The 19,166-nt window shown below is 42.8% G+C and carries 12 protein-coding genes; 11 read left to right on the forward strand and 1 reads right to left on the reverse strand.

Annotated elements, in window-relative coordinates; genetic code table 11:
• Window positions 1–634 precede the first annotated feature (634 nt).
• Together V6W81_RS06240 and V6W81_RS06245 are read left to right on the forward strand one after the other, a co-directional pair.
• Window positions 635–952 carry a transposase gene (locus tag V6W81_RS06240; RefSeq protein WP_111270792.1) on the forward strand — a complete coding sequence of 106 codons (318 nt, stop codon included), beginning with the start codon at window positions 635–637 and terminating at the stop codon, window positions 950–952.
• A gap of 11 nt (window positions 953–963) precedes the next feature.
• Window positions 964–1,827, forward strand: a complete 864-nt coding sequence (locus V6W81_RS06245; protein ID WP_338543955.1) for an IS3 family transposase — start codon at window positions 964–966, stop codon at window positions 1,825–1,827.
• Window positions 1,828–2,057: 230 nt separating this feature from the next.
• Here V6W81_RS06245 and V6W81_RS06250 read toward each other — a convergent pair whose 3' ends face one another.
• A complete protein-coding gene (locus tag V6W81_RS06250; protein ID WP_338542117.1) occupies window positions 2,058–4,016 on the reverse strand; it encodes an ABC-F family ATP-binding cassette domain-containing protein in 1,959 nt (652 codons plus the stop codon).
• A 347-nt stretch (window positions 4,017–4,363) separates the two neighbouring features.
• Here V6W81_RS06250 and V6W81_RS06255 point away from each other — a divergent pair, with 347 nt between their 5' ends.
• The 9 genes from V6W81_RS06255 to V6W81_RS06295 all read left to right on the forward strand — a co-directional run bounded on the left by V6W81_RS06255 (window position 4,364) and on the right by V6W81_RS06295 (window position 19,163).
• Window positions 4,364–4,996 carry a 5-formyltetrahydrofolate cyclo-ligase gene (locus tag V6W81_RS06255; RefSeq protein ID WP_338542119.1) on the forward strand — a complete coding sequence of 211 codons (633 nt, stop codon included), beginning with the start codon at window positions 4,364–4,366 and terminating at the stop codon, window positions 4,994–4,996.
• Window positions 4,996–5,505 (forward strand): cyclic pyranopterin monophosphate synthase MoaC, encoded by a 510-nt coding sequence (gene moaC / locus V6W81_RS06260; RefSeq protein ID WP_338542121.1) that lies wholly within the window; start codon window positions 4,996–4,998, stop codon window positions 5,503–5,505. The genes V6W81_RS06255 and moaC overlap by 1 nt, the downstream gene beginning before the upstream one ends.
• Before the next feature lie 77 nt (window positions 5,506–5,582).
• Window positions 5,583–6,068 carry a MogA/MoaB family molybdenum cofactor biosynthesis protein gene (locus V6W81_RS06265; protein WP_056694365.1) on the forward strand — a complete coding sequence of 162 codons (486 nt, stop codon included), beginning with the start codon at window positions 5,583–5,585 and terminating at the stop codon, window positions 6,066–6,068.
• 178 nt (window positions 6,069–6,246) lie between these two features.
• Window positions 6,247–6,495, forward strand: coding sequence for a twin-arginine translocase TatA/TatE family subunit (locus V6W81_RS06270; protein WP_056694367.1), 249 nt, complete (start codon window positions 6,247–6,249; stop codon window positions 6,493–6,495).
• A gap of 75 nt (window positions 6,496–6,570) precedes the next feature.
• Window positions 6,571–7,356 carry a twin-arginine translocase subunit TatC gene (tatC, locus tag V6W81_RS06275; RefSeq protein ID WP_338542122.1) on the forward strand — a complete coding sequence of 262 codons (786 nt, stop codon included), beginning with the start codon at window positions 6,571–6,573 and terminating at the stop codon, window positions 7,354–7,356.
• A gap of 579 nt (window positions 7,357–7,935) precedes the next feature.
• On the forward strand, window positions 7,936–8,217 hold the full coding sequence (gene groES, locus V6W81_RS06280; protein WP_056694371.1) for a co-chaperone GroES: 282 nt from the start codon (window positions 7,936–7,938) through the stop codon (window positions 8,215–8,217).
• 73 nt (window positions 8,218–8,290) lie between these two features.
• Complete coding sequence (gene groL, locus V6W81_RS06285; RefSeq protein WP_145050416.1) at window positions 8,291–9,925, forward strand: chaperonin GroEL; 1,635 nt, start codon at window positions 8,291–8,293, stop codon at window positions 9,923–9,925.
• A gap of 359 nt (window positions 9,926–10,284) precedes the next feature.
• Entirely contained in the window at window positions 10,285–11,943 is a 1,659-nt protein-coding gene (locus tag V6W81_RS06290) for a clostripain-related cysteine peptidase (protein ID WP_338542125.1), read from the forward strand.
• Window positions 11,944–12,344: 401 nt separating this feature from the next.
• Window positions 12,345–19,163, forward strand: a complete 6,819-nt coding sequence (locus V6W81_RS06295) for a hypothetical protein (RefSeq protein WP_338542127.1) — start codon at window positions 12,345–12,347, stop codon at window positions 19,161–19,163.
• Window positions 19,164–19,166: the final 3 nt, after the last annotated feature.

Here is a 19,166-nt window from a genome sequence, read left to right on the forward strand (position 1 = left end):
GTCGAATTGAAGGTGTAAAATATGAAGTCGCCACTTCAATTTGTCAAGATGTGATTATAGTTATCCACATATTCAGGATAAATTGTGGGTAACTGAGCTAGAGCCAAACCAGACTCGTTTTCGAAACGATAAGGTTTTAGGGGATAGAATCTAAGCTGTATATCCACAAAGTTGTGGATAATGTGTATAAGTCGGTGGATAAATATGGGTTTTTGTTGAAAATGCGATTCTACCGCCGTTTAATTAAGCCTGATGGACTGCTTGGTGTCTTGCTTAATTGTGGATAAATGCGCCGTTGGTTCTATAAAAAATATTTTTCAAAATTCGAGTGGATTTGACAAATGTGAAATGATCAGAATATGGCTACCCACTCGATCATAATCAACAACAATGGGGCTGTCTTAAGAAATCTCTCTGCGCTCCAATTGCTAACGAACCTACCGCATCTTAATAAGCGGATTATCTTACTATGCAAGATTTAATGAACCTCAGTAACGCTATTCCTTCATATAATGGTGTCACAACCTAAATAATGGACTGAATCGATGAAATAACGCCTCTAGTGGAGCTAGAATAAAAAGTGGACACCCAATAACGGACAGAAGGATAATAAGGCTAACGGAGGTGTGTCCACATGGGAGAACAGCGGCAACGATACAATGAAGAATTTAAGAAACAAACGGTAAAATTTATCCAAGAACAGACCAAGACACTCGGAGACTTGGCAGAAGAACTCAACATTCCAAAAAGTACATTACACCAGTGGATGGGCAAGTATCGCGAACTTAAACATGAGCCCGTAGCTAGCGTAGATCGAGTGAAAGAACTGGAAGCAGAGCTTAAAGAAATGCGCCGGTTACTTCAAGAGAAAGAGCATACGCTTGCGGACACGCAAGAGGAACTGGCTATTGTAAAAAAAGCAGTGCACATCTTCAGCAAACCAAAGAGCTAAGGTTTCAGTTTCTGGAAAACCATCGCTCCCTGTTTTCTTTGGAGAAGATGTGCACTTTGTTACACGTGTCACGGAGCGGATATTACAAGTGGCGGATGGATCGAACAAGTAAACAGCAGCACCGGAAAACTGAGATCATGAAGCGTATTCGGTTTCATTTCTACGACCACCAGAAGCGGAGTGGAAGTCCGAAAATTACGTATGCGCTCCAGCTGGAAGGATACAGAATCTCTTCCCGTACCGTCAGTATATACATGCGTCAAATGAATCTTCGTTCCGTGCATAGTCCTCGGTATCGTGTCCAAACGACGGATTCTAAACATCATCATCCCATTGCACCAAATACGCTGAACCAGCAATTTCAAACGTCCAAACCGAACACCGTATGGGTCACCGATATCACCTACATTCCCTGCCGAGGAGGCCGGTTATATCTCGCCAGTGTTCTGGATTTATGTACGCGTGAAATTGTAGGCTGGCGTCTGTACAACCACATGGAAACGAGCCTGGTGCTAGATGCATTGAATGATGCTTACCGAGCCAAACGCCCCGCTCCAGGACTGCTACATCACTCGGATCGTGGCTCGCAGTACACGTCAAAAGAATACGTGGAGCAACTGAAATCGTATGGTATGGAGCTCAGTATGAGCCGCCGAGGAAACTGTTACGATAACGCATGTATCGAGTCTTGGCACAGTATTTTGAAGAAGGAACTCATTCACTGTAACCCTCGTTTTAAGAATCCAGAAGAGGCTTATAACGCCATTTACCAGTACATTGAGTTCTATTACAACCGCAAGCGAATGCATGGTGCGCTAGGTTATCTTTCCCCTGCTCGTTTTGCGAAGAAATTTACGGACAAATCCGTCGCGTAAGTGTCTACTTTCTTGACATAGGTCCATATGATTCGTTAGATATCAGATTTGAGAAAATAGGAGAAAATAGCGTGTATCAAGTTCATTAGCTTAAAATAACGCTAAAAGGGATGTCCCTCGTCATATTCGTGACTTTGGGAGATCCCTTTTAATGTGTGAATATTGCATGCATCATAGGTAATAAATTGACGTCGTGTTTTATTCGAATGCTTCATTCCAAATGACGATTGCTATTCCAAAGCGAGAGCTTCCCATTCCTCATAAGCTGTCGCAACTTGCTGCTTAAGCTCCTCCGATTTGGCTTGCAGCTCCTGTAGCTTCATGTAATCCTGATAAACTTCAGGTTGCGCCATCTGTGCCTCAAGCCCTGTAATCTCATCCTCAAGCTCCGCAATTTTCAACTCTAGCGTTTCTTGTCTACGTTGTCGATTGCGTTCTTCCCGCTTCGCTTGTTTATCTGCTTCAAAGGATGCAGCGCCTGATTTCTCCGTTGATGAGGGAGCAGTGCTCGCTTTAGGAGAGAGTTTAGCAGAGGCTGCCTTGGCTTCAGCAGCTTCGCGTGCGATATCTTCAAGCTCCTGTTTTTTCTCGACATAATCATCGTAATTGCCGAGATAATGCTCCGTTCCACCTGGATGCAATTCAACAATTCGCTCCGCCATTTTATTGAGGAAATAACGGTCATGAGAGATGAATAGCAATGTGCCTTCGTAGTCCATGAGAGCCGCTTCCAGTACCTCTTTGGCGAATAGATCCAGATGGTTCGTAGGCTCGTCCAGAATCAGCATATTGGCTTCCTTAAGCATGAGCTTAGAAAGGGAAACACGCGCCTTTTCCCCGCCGCTGAGCGAGGAGATTTTTTTGAGCACATCGTCACCGCTGAACAAGAAGTTGCCCAGAACCGTACGAATGCGGGCTTCCTCCATGCCAGGATAAGCACCCCATAGTTCTTCCAACACCGTGTTGGTTGGGGTGAGTCCTGTTTGCTCCTGATCATAATACCCAATCTGCACCTTCGTTCCCCACTGAATATCACCAGCTGCCGGGCGCAAGCTTCCTGTTAGGCATTTGAGCATGGTAGATTTACCAATCCCGTTAGGCCCAATCAGGGCAACGGTCTCTCCACGTCGCAGGTCGAACGAAACATTGCGGAATAGGGGCGAGCCCGCTTCATATGCAACGGACAATTGATCCACTCGAAGAACTTCCTTACCCGACATGACGGCTGTTTCAAAAGAAAAGTGAGCCTTCTTCAGATCGCCCATCGGTTTGTCGAGACGTTCCATTTTGTCGAGCGCTTTGCGCCGACTCTGTGCGCGCTTGGTTGTTGAAGCCCGAACGATGTTTTTCTGCACGAATTCTTCCATCTTGGATATTTCATCTTGCTGTTTCTCATATTGCTTCATCTGTGTTTCATACTCAGCCGCTTTGAGCTCCATATATCGACTGTAGTTACCTGTATATTTCCTAGAACGGTGCCGTTCGATTTCGACGATGGTTGTAACAAGTCGGTCAAGGAAGTAACGGTCATGAGATACGACCAGCAACGCGCCTGAATACCCTCGCAGGTAATCTTCCAGCCAAGTTAAGGTAGGGATGTCGAGATAGTTCGTCGGCTCATCCAGCATGAGAAGATCAGGGGCTTGTAACAGAATACGAGCAAGAGCAAGTCGTGTTTTTTGCCCGCCACTGAGCGTAGCAATCGGTGTGTCTGCGGCAAATTCGCCAAACCCCATCCCGTGCAGCACGCTTCGAATACGAGTTTCCATCTCATAGCCGCCATGATCCTTGAACCAATCGGAACGCTTCGCATAACGCTCCAGCAGCTCTGCATATTTTTTCTCGTCTTCCATGAAGGCAGGGTCGGCGATATCCTGTTCCATCTGTCTTAATTCAGCCTCAGCTTGGGTTAGATGGGCGAAGACGTTCATCATCTCTTCCCAGATGGTGCGATCGGACTGCAGTCCACTATTCTGAGCAAGATAACCCAGCGTCGTCTCTTTTGATTTGAAAATTTGCCCGCCATCGTAGGACATCTCACCGGCAATGATTTTGAGCAACGTTGATTTGCCTGCGCCGTTTACACCGACGAGGCCAATTCGTTCACGTTCTAATATTTGTAAGTTTACGCCGTCCAAAATTGGATCGACACCATAACGTTTAATAATTCCGGATACTTGTAATAACATAAAATGAAGTTCCTCCATCGGTCCAGTACGTGATTTGATAACAATAAGTGCGTGTTCAAAAAGTACGGTTGTCAGTACCGAGAAGATGGGATGAACTTTTTGAACAACCTCTATAGTCCAGTTTACATGAAATACAGATCAAATGCACCGCTTGAGAGCGGGGGGCCGTGTAGTCTTTTTGGGCAATCAATGATAAACTGAAAGAAGGCATGTTAATTCATGAGTATTTTGCAGAAAATGATTCATGATAACCATTTCAACGAGATGACATCACGTCATAACATATAAATTTTATTCTTTAATGCGTTTTTTTCACCTTCCACATCAACAGGAGGTTATTCAAAACCATGCAGGATCGGATGGAACACAAGAGCGAGCTTCGTTCTCGGCTGAAGCACAGTCGGGATCTGCTGGATGAATCGCTTCGCCTTCATGCGATGGGGGAGATAAGCCTTGTGGTGAAGCAGGAGCTACATCGATGGAGGCTGGACAAGCCACAGTTAACGATTTTTAGCTATTTGTCCTATCGCAGCGAGGCAACGACTGCGTTTTTGTTTGAAGATGGATGGAAGCATGGGGATGTGATGCTTGCCCCCAAAGTGCTGGCGAATCCCCCTCGGATGGAACTGAGGAGGGTGACCGGACAACAGGATATTCAGCCAGGTGTATGGGGCATACCCGAACCTAAGGAATCCTGTGAAGTATTACAGCCGGAGGATTGGCCTGATATCGATCTTGTTATTGTGCCTGGTTTGGGATTTGACCTTCAGGGCGGCCGGATTGGTTATGGCGGCGGTTATTATGACCGTTTTGCCGAGACGCTGGTAGTCCAATGTTCCCAAGCAGGTCAAAGACCACAGTTGGCAGCACTTGTGTTACCAGGGCAATTGCAGGACGAGATTCCGATGGAACCGCTCGATCTGCGACTGGATCTGTTGATGACGACCGAAGGTGTACTACATATCAATAAAGGGTTGTGATGGTATTGAGTTCTGATGTACACAACGGACAGACTTCCGGAGGGGAGTTTACCCATTTTAATGAACAGGGACGGGCTCGAATGGTTGATATTTCGGGCAAGGAGGCTACCGTTCGGAAAGCAGTGGCGGTGTCCAAAGTAACGATGCAACCAGCTACGCTTGAAGCCATCCGTGAAGGACGTATCGGCAAAGGCGACGTTTTGGCTGTTGCTCAGATCGCCGGTATTCAAGGGGCTAAGAAAACATCGGACTGGATTCCAATGTGTCATCCCCTTGCACTGACAGGTGTGGATATCCGTTTTCACGACAACGGTGTGGATGAGATACAGATTGAAGCAACGATAAAAACGGAAGGAAAGACTGGCGTCGAGATGGAGGCACTAACCGCAGCCTCGGCTGCGGCGCTTACGATCTATGACATGTGTAAAGCCTTGCAAAAAGACATGATTATCGGTCCGACGATGCTGCAATCCAAAAGTGGTGGCAAAAATGGGGATTTTAATCGATAAGTGCGTGTTCAAAAGCGGACTTTTTGAACTACCTCTTTAACGGACATTTATTTTCATAAAGGAGAAGGGTGATCTTTATGGTGTGGAGAACAGCAATCCTGACAGCCAGCGACAAAGGGGCCCGCGGGGAACGTGAGGATACGAGTGCACAAGTCATCCGGGAGCTTGTAGAAGAAGAACTGGGTGGGGAGATCGTAGAGTACCGCATCGTTCCTGATGAACCCGATGAGATTATCGCGGCACTAATTGAGATGACAGATTATTTTCATGCAGACCTTGTACTGACCACAGGAGGTACGGAACTTGCGATTCGCGATATTACCCCGGAGGCGACAAGGCGGGTAATTGAGAGAGAAGTTCCAGGTATGGCTGAAGCAATGCGTTACAGTGTCATGAGCAAAAATCGTTCTGCCATGCTGTTCCGCGGCTTGTGTGGTATTCGTGGACGTACACTGATCGTCAATTTGCCTGGTACGCCTAAGGGGGTACACGAGCATTTGGCAGCGATTATGGATCAGCTTCCAGAGGCACTACTCATGGTTACAGGACAGTTTAAGCAATAGATGAGTGCGAATCTCCATAGGTAATCCATTCATAAATTTTGAATAATTTATGAATATTATGGGTTATGTAAGTGGTTACATCTGTGGTATGATTGGCGTAAATCAACATTGTTGTTGTTCTTAATCATTGGATTCTTATGAAACAGAGTTTCTGAGCCTTGCAGAAGGAGGAGTATCCATGGGAAGTGCTATAGGTCCAACAGGTTTTATTTTATTAGTTGTTGTGGCGCTGTTGTTGTTTGGTCCAAACAAGCTTCCTGAACTGGGACGTGCAGTTGGCCGTACTTTTCGTGAATTCAAAGACGGCGCACGCGAGATTATCTCGGATGATGACGCATCCAAACGCAAGGAGCAGGAAAAGGCCAAGCCACTGGCATCGGAGAGTGCACCTGTAGATAAGCCTGAAGACAAACGCTTGCCGGAGTAATGACGGCCATGAATGAGAATTCCCTTCCTGCCGGAAGGGTTTTGTATTTTAAGCTGGCAATAATGGGGGGCAGGCATGACGCAGCAGACAGAAGAAATGACAATTGTGGAACATTTGAGCGAGCTGCGCAAGCGGCTGATTTATGTGCTGAGCGTTTTTGTTTTAGGTTTAATTGTAGGCTTTTTTGTAGCAGATCCCGTGTATGAGTACTTAACGAAAGCCGAGTCGGTTAAAGGTTTTGTACTGCACGCCTTTTCTTTCTGGGATGGTATTGGCATCTATATGAAGATTGCGGGACTGTTTTCGCTTGTTGTGACATTGCCATTTACAGTGTTTCAGATCTGGAAATTTGTAAGCCCGGGGCTACGACCTATTGAGCGGAAGGCTGCATTGAAATATGTACCGTATGTCTTTCTTCTGTTCCTGATTGGTCTGTCGTTTGCCTATTATGTTGTCTTCCCGATGGCGCTTGCGTTTACAACATCGATTACGGAGAAAATGGGACTTGTCGAGACATATGGCATGAAGCAATATTTCAGTTTTCTGTTTGGCATTGTGCTGCCTGTATCTTTGTTGTTCGAGCTTCCACTGCTCATCATGTTCCTGACAGCAATACGGATTCTGAATCCGACCCGTCTTCGCAAAATGAGAAGAGTGGCTTACTTCATCCTGATCTTCATCGCTGTAGTGGTTACACCACCGGATTTTATCTCAGATCTCCTAGTGATGATTCCCTTGCTTTTGTTGTATGAGTTCAGTGTGTTTCTATCGGCCTTTGTATATCGTAAGCAGTTAGCTGCCGATGAGGCGTCAGAGTCGCGCTACATCCAGGCGAGTGACGAGAACAGCATGAATAGCTAGATTTCGGGAGCAATAAGAACGCAATAGAGTTAATAGGGTTATCATACATGAAGTATTCTATTGTTCTATATGAGCTTTGAGGACAGACAAACCTGAAGAAGGTATAACTAGAACTTTTCGTTGATCACAAGAGTTTGAGTGCAGCCGTCGGAGGGTAACACTGTCCTTGAAGGGTTCTATATTCTTGTTTAAGTGTGTCGTTCAACCGACTTATATCTTCATCCCATCTTCTCGGTACTGAAAACTGTCCTTTTTGAACACGTACCTTAAAGGACAAGCAGGCATATTTTGCCGAGCAATGGATACAATGGAAGAGGGCTGAGCACCCCAACGGGTTAAGGCTTAGTATTGTCTTGCGTCTGAACAGCACGGGATAGAAGAGTGGGATTCTTGTGTAATTCTGAGGGCTCGTTGTAAAGAGAACGTAAATTATCACATGAATTCGTGAAAAGGACTTGAAATCATGCTTCAAGTTGAGTATCATAAAGTTGGTTGTTAGCACTGGGCACGGTCGAGTGCTAATACATAGCTACAACCTACAATGTAACGTTATATAATTTCAAAAGGAGGCTATTTTTCATGATCAGACCTTTAGGTGAACGCGTATTGGTAGAACCATTGGAGCAAGAGCAAACTACTTCTTTCGGGATCGTACTTCCGGACTCTGCTAAAGAGAAGCCACAAGAGGGTAAAGTAATTGCTGTTGGCGCTGGAGTGCTGAAAGACGGCGTACGTGTAGCTCTGGAAGTGAAAGAAGGAGACCGCGTAATCTTCTCCAAATATGCCGGTACAGAAATCAAATTCGAAGGTAAAGAATATTTGATTATGAAAGAGAGCGACATTCACGCGATTCTCGACTAATTCAAATTTTATCGGTTAACCGAACCATATAGCAGTACCATTTTAAACAATATACTAGGGAGGTTTTCTTAACATGGCTAAAGACATTAAATTCAGTGAAGACGCTCGTCGCTCTATGCTTCGTGGTGTAGATGCATTGGCTAATGCAGTAAAAGTAACACTCGGTCCTAAAGGCCGTAACGTTGTACTTGAGAAAAAATTCGGAAGCCCGCTCATCACGAATGACGGTGTAACCATCGCTAAAGAAATCGAACTGGAAGATGCATTCGAGAACATGGGTGCACAACTGGTTAAAGAAGTAGCAACCAAAACAAACGATGTTGCCGGTGACGGTACAACTACAGCAACTGTATTGGCTCAAGCGCTGATCACAGAAGGTCTGAAAAACGTAACTGCAGGCGCTAGCCCAATCGGTATCCGTAAAGGGATCGACAAAGCGGTTAAAGCTGCGGTTGCTGAATTGCAATCCATCTCCAAACCGATCGAAACAAAACAATCCATCGCACAAGTTGCAGCAATCTCTGCTGCTGACGAAGAAGTAGGCGAATTGATCGCTGAAGCTATGGAAAAAGTAGGTAAAGACGGCGTTATCACTGTAGAAGAATCCAAAGGATTCGCAACAGAGCTTGAAGTGGTTGAAGGTATGCAATTCGACCGTGGATACATCTCTCCTTACATGATCACAGATACGGACAAAATGGAAGCTGTTTTGGACAATCCGTACATCTTGATCACAGACAAAAAAATCTCCAGCACGCAAGACATCTTGCCATTGCTTGAGAAAATCGTTCAACAAGGTAAACCACTCGTATTGATCGCTGAAGATATCGAAGGCGAAGCATTGGCGATGTTGGTTGTGAATAAATTGCGTGGTACATTCAATGCTGTAGCTGTTAAAGCTCCAGGATTCGGTGACCGTCGTAAAGCGATGCTGCAAGATATCGCTGCCCTGACTGGTGGCCAATTGATCACGGAAGAACTGGGTCTGGATCTGAAATCCGCTGTTGTGGAACAACTGGGTACAGCTCGTCAAATCCGTGTAACTAAAGAAAACACAATCATCGTTGACGGTGCTGGTAACAAATCCGATATCGATGCACGTGTAAGCCAAATCCGTACGCAATTGGAAGAAACAACTTCCGAGTTCGACAAAGAAAAACTGCAAGAGCGTCTGGCTAAATTGTCTGGCGGCGTAGCAGTAATCAAAGTTGGTGCGGCTACTGAAACTGAATTGAAAGAACGCAAACTGCGTATCGAAGATGCCCTGAACGCAACTCGCGCTGCGGTTGAAGAAGGTATCGTATCCGGTGGTGGTACTGCGCTTCTGAACGTATATCAAGCTGTTGCTGCTGTAGCATTGTCCGGCGACGAGCAAACAGGTGTGAACATCGTACTGAAAGCTCTGGAAGCACCAATCCGTACAATCGCAGCTAACGCTGGCGAAGAAGGTTCCGTAATCGTGGAACGTCTGAAAAAAGAACAAACAGGCGTAGGCTTCAACGCTGCGACTGGCGAATGGGTTAACATGATCGAAGCAGGTATCGTTGACCCTGCGAAAGTAACGCGTTATGCATTGCAAAACGCTGCTTCCGTAGCAGCAATGTTCCTGACGACTGAAGCCGTTATCGCTGACAAACCAGAACCTGCAAGTGCTGGTGCTGGAATGCCTGACATGGGCGGTATGGGTGGAATGGGCGGCATGATGTAAGGTCTTTGACCTTATCTCATGTGTCTGACAGATCAAATTTTCGGTCATTTTGATTGAGGGTTTGTGAAGCAGCCACTGTTACAAATTATAAATGAATCAAAAACCACTTCTTAATTTCGATTAAGGAGTGGTTTTTGTGTTGTATGGATGCTGATACGAGTAAACTAAATTCGCAAGCTGCCAGAAATGAGTTGCAAGTACGAACTTAAAGATTTCTTTAACTTTCACACAGGGGCTAATCCTCAATGATAGGCTAAAGTAGCTGTAAAAGCAACGAAGAGAATAATGTTTTCTAGGTTTTTATCTAATCGGAGTGGCTTAGTGTAAAGTTCAACCTATATAAGGAGGGAATTTTCAGATTGAAAGGTCGGAATGTAGTGAGTAGTATCCGAGGTTTAATCATTTTATTATTTTTGTTTCTTGCAACAACTTCATCAGCATCGGCACAAGATACACGCCATGCAGATGCGCTTAACCACTTGGGATTATTCAATGGAACGGAGAGTGGCTATGAACTCTCGAGGGTGCCTACCAGAGCAGAAGCGCTGGTGATGATGCTTCGTCTGTGGGGTAAGGAAGAAGACGTTCAGAAAAACACCAACAAAAATCCATTTAAGGATACGGGTTGGGAAAGTTCCTATGTGTCGTTTGCCTATGCCAATGGCATTGTTAATGGAATCAGCGAGCATCATTTCGGAGGTAACCAACCAAGTTCTCTAAAGCAATATAGTGCAATGGTTTTAAGAGTTTTGGGATATTCAGAAACAAAGGGTGACTTTACATATGAAACTGCGGTTTCTTTCGCTTCAATCGTTTTAGGAATAGACCTTACAAAAGAAGTCGAGTTCAATCGGGGAACTCTTGCAAAAATAAGTAGCTATGTTTTAAACACCAGACCCAAAAATCAAATTGCAACACATGGTCAGATCCTTCGAGAGAAAGATGTGTTCACAACGCAAAGTTTAAACGAGGCAAGATCGATCTTGGAGCAGGATAAAAAATTGGATTCAACGACAATTCTAATATATGCAATTGGTTCTGACCTTGAATCACAACAAGGCCAACTAACCAATGACTTGGAAGAAATGTATCGTGGTCAGCCAAACCAAAATACGAACATCCTAATTCAAACAGGTGGAACGCTCAAATATCACAACAAATATATGACGGATGGAGCATCCGAACGTTTTGAAGTTAGCGATGGACGACTTAAAAAGCATCCAAGCCGCATCCAAACCGCTGCATCAGACCCTAAAACACTAAGGGATTTTCTTGTTTGGGGCAAAGCCGTTGCACCAAGTGAGCGTTATATACTTGTTTTATGGGATCACGGGTACGGTACAATGGGTGGCTTTGGTGCAGACGAGCTAAACGGACGAAAAACGATGAAGGTTTCGGAGCTTTCGAAGGCGATCGATGCATCAGATATGTATTTCGACTTAATCGTCTTTGATGCATGTCTTATGGGCACAGTTGAAACGGCCTATTCGCTTAGAAACCATGGCAAGTATCTCATCGCTTCTGAAGATTCAATCCCCGCAGCAGGATTGTACTATACCACATGGATCGGTGCGCTGGAGCGAAACCCACAAATTAGCTCGGAAAGATTAGGACGTTTAATTTTAGATTCTTTTACCCTTCATTCGGGGATTGAAGCTAGCATGCAGACAACAATGTCAATGATGAAGCTTTCTCAGGCTGAATCATTGGTTCATGCAATAGAAAATGCAGCATTTGATTTCTCACTTACAGACCTTGCAAAAAACTCTGATCTATTAGGCAAAAACGACGGAGTATTTGATCAATATGATCTTATAGATCTAATGGGCAAATCATCAGAAGTTACTGCTGCTGCTCAAGCACTTGCCTTCGAAGTGAAAAATTCAGCAGGATTTAAAAATCGTAATGGTGTGGGTATGTACGTTCCTAACAAAAAAATGGAACATGCAAATGAAATGAAAGAAGAACTAAAAGCCATGGGTCTTAGTTCAAAGTATCTAGAATCTATTTTTAACTAAAATGAGCCTTAAAGCTCAAATTAATTAAAATGTTTCCTAAATTCTTCATTAAGAGGTTCGCATAGGTTTACCAAACTTTTGCGGACTCTTTTTTTTTGCAATTATGTTCACCAGTCTCGTCAAATTATGCTTCTTTCACGGATGATCACAGGCTCTTTAATGTAGTCTTTCTATGAAACTTAAAGTTTTCTTTATGTAAGACAGTTCCTGCAATTAATGATGATATGATATGAAAAGAACTGTCACAATTTGTCGAACATGATGTATAAATGCTAATGCTTACACTGCCGATGCAGCAGGCGACAGCCGCCAAATTAGCGGATTTGAATTTGAAAATGTAACAAATGGATTGTAAGATGTTAGGTCAAAATGGCAAGCACGATGAACCGAGGAGGCATTACATGAAGAAGATTTTAAGTTTGATGTTAGTCATTTCACTTCTGGCATCAGTAGCACCTGTTTATGCGAATGTGCCAACAGAGTACACCTATGTGTTCGGTGTGAAAACAGGAGGAAACGAAAATGGAGGAACAGATGATGATGTTCATATGGGCGTGAGTACCTATGAACCTGGGATAGCCTCTGATCATTACAGAGCACTTGGCGCCGCTGGGGCTTGGTCTGATGTGCAACATACATTTAAATTGCAGAACATTCCACCATGGAGAATGAATGAACTGGTTTTTTGGCTGGTTGGCAGTGATGACTGGTACGGGGATTCTGTGGTTCTATGGCTTCCTACTATTAATGGGGGCATAAATCCAACACAGGCGAAGACCATTAAATTAAACACATGGACAAAAGATCAGGGCAGACTTTATCGTGATATTTCAGATGTAACAAAACGGAAATTCACAGCTATGGGTAATGTTGATGTTGGTGGAGGAGAGTTCTACCTTGATACTAATTCATCAGGCTCTGAACTTGTAGAGTGGGACAAAAAGGTTAGAGATCAATATGGTGAATACGACATTATGCAATATGAAGATACTCCAGTGATCAACTATACGGTTTCGGACGATGCTGTAGGTAGAGATTGGTTAACATTCGAAGAGCCAACCAAAACAAATAATTTCAAGTTAGATATTGACCGCAAAAAGCTTCACGATGCAATGGTTGCGCAGAATAAAGCGGAGATATCACTAACCTATAGGGTGGCGCTTCTTGCCCAGTCTACCAACGCTGAAAGCCTTGGAGGGACTTTTGCCCATACAACTTCAGGAAATCCCGAAGTTAAAACCTATTTAACAACAAAAATCGGGCAAGCGGATTACTATTATAAAGATGTTACATATACGTTCTATCGCAGCATCTATGACTTAGGCAATGAAAATATTTCGGAAACAGCTACGTTCTCGCATGCAGCTGACAATCGATATCTAAATCGAAAATTAACAGATGTGAATATTACCGTTGACGCACTTTCAATTCATAGAAAAACGATGATAAAAGAAATTAAAGAAGAGCTTATTACTAATTTTCAGGCAACACCAGTGTTATATCTTGGGAATAGCACTACAACACCACTTACTAATCTTACCATGACCAAACTATTGGGGGAGGATGGTAAACCTAATGGTACGCTTCAGTTTACGGGGAAAGTACCCATGGATGTTAGCGAAGTGGAGAGTGAGGGCATAAGGCTACAGCTTAATGATGTATCTACCTTTTTAACGAAAAATGGTGTAAATCAGCCATATTATTTGGAGAGACCCACACCAGAATCGAATTCAGCACAAAGTTTTTATTTTTCTACTCATAAAGTGGACACAAAAACACCAACGATCAGAATTACCGATGAAAATGGACAGGATCTAACAGGACAAAATTCCATTCAAAATAATGTGAAAAAAGTGCATCAATTTTATATGGTGGCTAGCGAAACACTCTACCCTGAGGGGAATGTCGCTCACACCATCGATAATCAAAACTATTTGACATACGAGCTATACAAGAAAAATGGGGATGTCTATGAACCGACAACGACAAGAATAACCAACTTTGACGGTTTAGGTAGCGCAACGAAAGTTACAGCACCTATTAGTACGGAGGTATTAAAAGGCGTTAGTACAAACTTAAGCCCAATTGATCCTACAGAGGGCGAATTCAAGCTTCGTTTGTATGGATGGGATAAAGCTGACAATTCACTTGGTGGAGATGCTGGATACTCAGAGATTGAACATATTAAATTAGATAACCAGGCTCCGCGTGTAACGGTTCACGAAAGTGTAAAGCCGCAAGATGCACAGTCTCGTAAAAGAAATGACTATAGATTTGAAATGGAAGATTATCAACAAAGTAATGGCGGTTGGTCTAGAACGTATTATACGTTTATGAACGGTACGGATTCACCACCTAATACGCCTGTAGATGACATCAAACTTGGATCAGAAGAAATTTCTTCCGTTCAAGGCAAGTGGGCATTTGTAGATTCAAAAGGTGAAAGTTCAACGGCTGTATTATCTGTTCCCAAAGGTGATAGCTTTGACGGTACTCTATATTATTTCACAGTGGACTCATTAGGTAACGATTCAAGAAAAGAGCAAGCGTCAAAGTATTATACAAAAACAGTCCAGATCTTTAATGGTTCTGTTGCTGACACCCTCATTACAAAGGATACAGGTTCACCAAATACACATTTTGATATCAAATTCGATGTAAGTAATTCCAATGTTGAAACGAGCTATAGATGGGTCTCTCATCCTCGTAATGGAACAAGCTTCACACAAAACTTTACTGTCTATGATGCAAGCGATGATGTTGGTGCAGCTGAGAAACGTAATAGCAGCGGAGCTGAAGTTTTGATGGACGGTAAATTTATACTTGAATATCGAGTTAAAGATAAACGCTCTGGCAATTCATTAGAATTTACTCGAGAGTTCACGTACGACAATAAAGCACCGGAAATTAGTTATATCGTTGGAAATCAGCATGATCATTTCAAGTCAACACATCAATTTAAAGTTAAAGTGACAGATGCAAGTGGTATTGCAAGTGCAAGTTATTATTTAGCTAAACCAGAAACAGAAACGAAGATTGAGAATACGCAAAATCATCCGCTAACACTGACAGCAAATAGTGAAGGTGTATTCGAAGTTGATCAAACATTAACAATGACAGGACTTCCTTCGGGTGCTTATAGCATTGTTGTTGTTGCGACGGATGTTCTTGGTAAGGAAAGTAAAAAGATTTCCCCGTACTTTGGGATGAGGTCGGGACCTGCGACCATTGAGTCGTTAGCGCATGCTCAAGCAAAGACGCTAAACGGAATAGGTGCAACCAATGACGGAACATATAAGGTCGATGTTGTATTAAATGAACCCCATGTAGCTTGGACTTCTGAAAGTGCAACGAAATATCAAAATCCAGTCTATTATGCAACAATTGACGGGATGCCGACAGATCAGGGTGTGTTAGTTCCAACTTTTACAGAGAGCAATAATTCAGGTGGTAAGTTTGCATTTACACTAGATACACCTGTGGCACTCAAAGAAGGGATCAATACAATATATCTTCAATTTGGACTTTTAAATCACCCTGCTGACGAAAGGCCAGAGTTTTTAACAGAAACAAGACCTGTCAAAATCTTATATGATAGCCAGGCACCAACTTTTGAATTACCGGACTACAGCACCATTCAGCCAACCAACTCATCAGTAACGGCAAGAATAGTAGCTAATGATGTTGGGACAGGTATTTCAAAACTGACGGTTGAGCCAAAAGATCAGGACAAAATCACCGTTTCTCCATATACAAACGGTGCATTCACAGTAACTGTGAGCGAGAACGTTACAACAAACCTGGTACTGTCTGACGAGCTTGGCAATCAGGTTTTAGTACCGATTTCAGTTTCGAATATTGACAAGGCAGTTCCGAATGCAATAGCATCCAGCGAAATGGTAACCAATGGAGCAAGACAAGATGGCCGAATCACGGTCGATGTTTCAGACAAGAGTGACACAACTGTTTCATTCGCACTTATTAAAGATCCATCAGCCAGTCATATTCTTACTGAAGAAGATTATGAACTGTTTAATTCGAGTAAATCAGTAAAAATGCAAAGTAGTCAGCCCGTCGTTAATGGCGAAGGAAACAAACAGACAACATATACGATTGATTTGAAAGGGCTAAGTGGCAACTATGCAATCGGGATTAAAGCAGCGGATAACTCAGGCAATATTACTGAAAAAGTATTCGTTGACTCCAGTGTGAATTTGGTGGATGCGGAGGCATCCATTGTAAGTGTTAACGCAAACCCTCAAATAACAAAAACGACTTCAACGGTTAATGTGACATTCAATGTTCCAGTAACAATCATGCCTAATGCACCAAATGAGGGTGATAAGGTGAATGAAATGGCAAGGTCGAACCAACTGTATACAGGGCTATTAACAACATCTGTTGAGTATGCGATAGAACATGATCTTGTTATTCAGAACAATAACGAAATTAGTCTATATGTTCAGGATGAGGCTGGAAGGGATCGTGTTCTAAAATTCACACCTACTGTTGAATTCATTCAAGGATTTGAGATTACAGGAAATGTAGAAAAAAATGGAGTTCCTATTCAAAATGGAGGATTTATATCCTATACGGAAAGCGATAAGCTCACCTACGTGATTGATCCTAATCCTAATTATTCCGGACAATTTTTCTTTGTTGAGAATGCCGTATTGTCAGGATTAGAACTGAATGCGGAGCTAAGTGTAGTTGATCCTTCATTTACAGAGGTAGAAGGAAGAACAGCTTATTCCAAGCTTGTATTTGAAGCGCTAAGAGATGGGAAGACAACCAAGTCAGCTTACTTCGAGGTCTATACAACTGAGGGAGTTGAAGCTGATCGGATGGAAGATGCGTATGTTGCTATCTCAGTCGTTGATGAAACTGCAGCTGTTACTGATGTGGTGTATTCAACTACTGAGCCAACAAACCAAATTGTGAAGGCAGTACTTTCAATATCTGACCCGGAAAGCGGGATTATGAAACTGGAACGTTCATATGATGGGACAAACTTTGAGCAAATTGACTCCATTGCATCTCATACCGAAAGATTTGAACAGAATGCAACGGTATATTTCAAAGTAACGAACCAAGCGGGAATAGAAACAACCGTACCCGTTACAGTTTCAAATATAGATACAACGCCAGTTGAAGAAGACGTACACTTCAGGGTGGAATACACCTACGAAAACTATCTAGGGAATTGGGTTCCAATTCAAGATGGCAAGGCCTATAGAAGAGTAATGGCGACCATTAAGCCGATCAGTGATCAGAAAACTCTATCGATGACGAACAACAATGCTTCATTTTCAAGAGTTCTAACTGAGGATGTTAATTCATTCACCTTTGAGTTTAGAGATCAGGCAGGAAACACAAATTCTCGTACGGTTAGCTATAAGCTTTTTGACAACACGATTGGTCAAACCTCTTATGTGTTATCCAACACAGCAAAGACGAATCAAAATATACATGCAACGATCACATTAACAGACGATTCAGGTGAAATATCATTTGCAGAGGTTAAGAAGGACGATGTCGTGTACCCACTCAAAGGTGAGCCACTGGAGAATGAATATGTCGTTGAACTGGATAGCTCAGGTATCTATTATGTGACAGCGTATGACTACGCAGGAAACAAGTGGGTCACTCCAATAACTGTCTCAAATATTAACAAAGTAGCGCCAGTTGCAACTGCGAGAGCGTACAGCACACTACCAACGGAGATTACTACACAAAGTGTAAATGTGGAGTTGACACAGTTTAGCAAAGATATCAATACAATTAGGGTCACAGGTGTTGAGCCAGTTGGCAGCTTGACCTATAAAGACATCGTTCACATCCCTGGTACTAAAGCAGTTCGCCTTAGAAAAAATGGTACAGTTACGATGTCCTTTGTCGATGACTATGGTAACGAAGGTCATGAGATTATTACCGTTTCCAATATTGTATCTTCACCACCACAAGTTACCGCAACCGCAACATTAGCCAAAGATAAGTTAAGTGTTGATGTGTCATTTGACCAAATTCGGGATCGTGATGGCGTTCCGCTCGACATCCTTAGAAATATGAAAGATCTTACCGTTTCTTATAAAGGATATGAATATGCACTTTCAACACCGGTTGAAAATGAAGATGGGGATGAGGTGTCTTATAAAGATACGGTCATCAATGTTAAAACGAATGGGGAGCATGTCTTCCAAGTTAGAGACAAAACAGGATTAACGCAAAAAATTCTACTAACGATTGAAGGAATTGAAGTAGGAGCACCAAAGATTAAAGAAATTCATTGGTCTTATAAATATCTTGTGAAAAACGAAGCTGGTGAGTGGGTAGAACAGGATTATCAAAATAAGATTACGGTTGGCGTTGATACATCTGGAAAAGAAGAAGGATATGTTGTCGGAACGGATAAAAATCCAATAACAAACCAGGATGTCACTGTCACTGTAAACACGGACAAAGATACGAAATCTGTTGGAGGAAACGACGTTTGGGAACTAGATAAGTCCATGAACTATAGCAACAATGGACTATATGTATTCAATCTTCAAGGAAGAACGGGAGAGCAGGCTTCGTATGGTGTTGACATAGGTCTGATCGACAAAACAGCTCCGGAGTTAACACTTGAAAATGGCGAAGAGCTCATCTTCATTGAAGGAATGACTCCTCAAAAAGATGCTTCAATTGCCTATAATAAATCGAAGCTTCTTGACTTTGAAGCATGGGATATGGTTGCAAATAAAAAGGTTGATTTAACTGACAAAGTTACCATCAACTACGATGTTGGCGGGCGAGTATTTAATCCGGACAACATCTCGGCGAATGAATTTAATCGCTCTAATCCTTACTATATAGACTATACAGTAAGAGATGACGCAGGAAATCAAACGACTATTCGTCGTACAGTTCGTCTTGTAGGTCTTTATGACACCATAGCGCTTGTGAATGGGGTCATGCCTGACAGTTCAAATGTTGCAACGGTAATTGGAAACAAAGTTGAGATTTCACTGAAAAATTTTGCTGGAGTATCGTATGCACGTTATGAAAAAGGCAGTTTAACACAAGGTCAAATGAAAACAAAAGGAACGGTCCTGCGGGAGAAAAACGGAGTGTATACCATTGATAATGTCTCAAATGGTTGGTATACCATATATATTCAAACGGACAAGCGTGATTATTTCAATATTTCTGTATATGTTTCAAACAAAGGAGGGAAATAGGCA

The organism is Paenibacillus tundrae, assembly GCF_036884255.1.
Taxonomy (GTDB): Bacteria; Bacillota; Bacilli; order Paenibacillales; family Paenibacillaceae; genus Paenibacillus.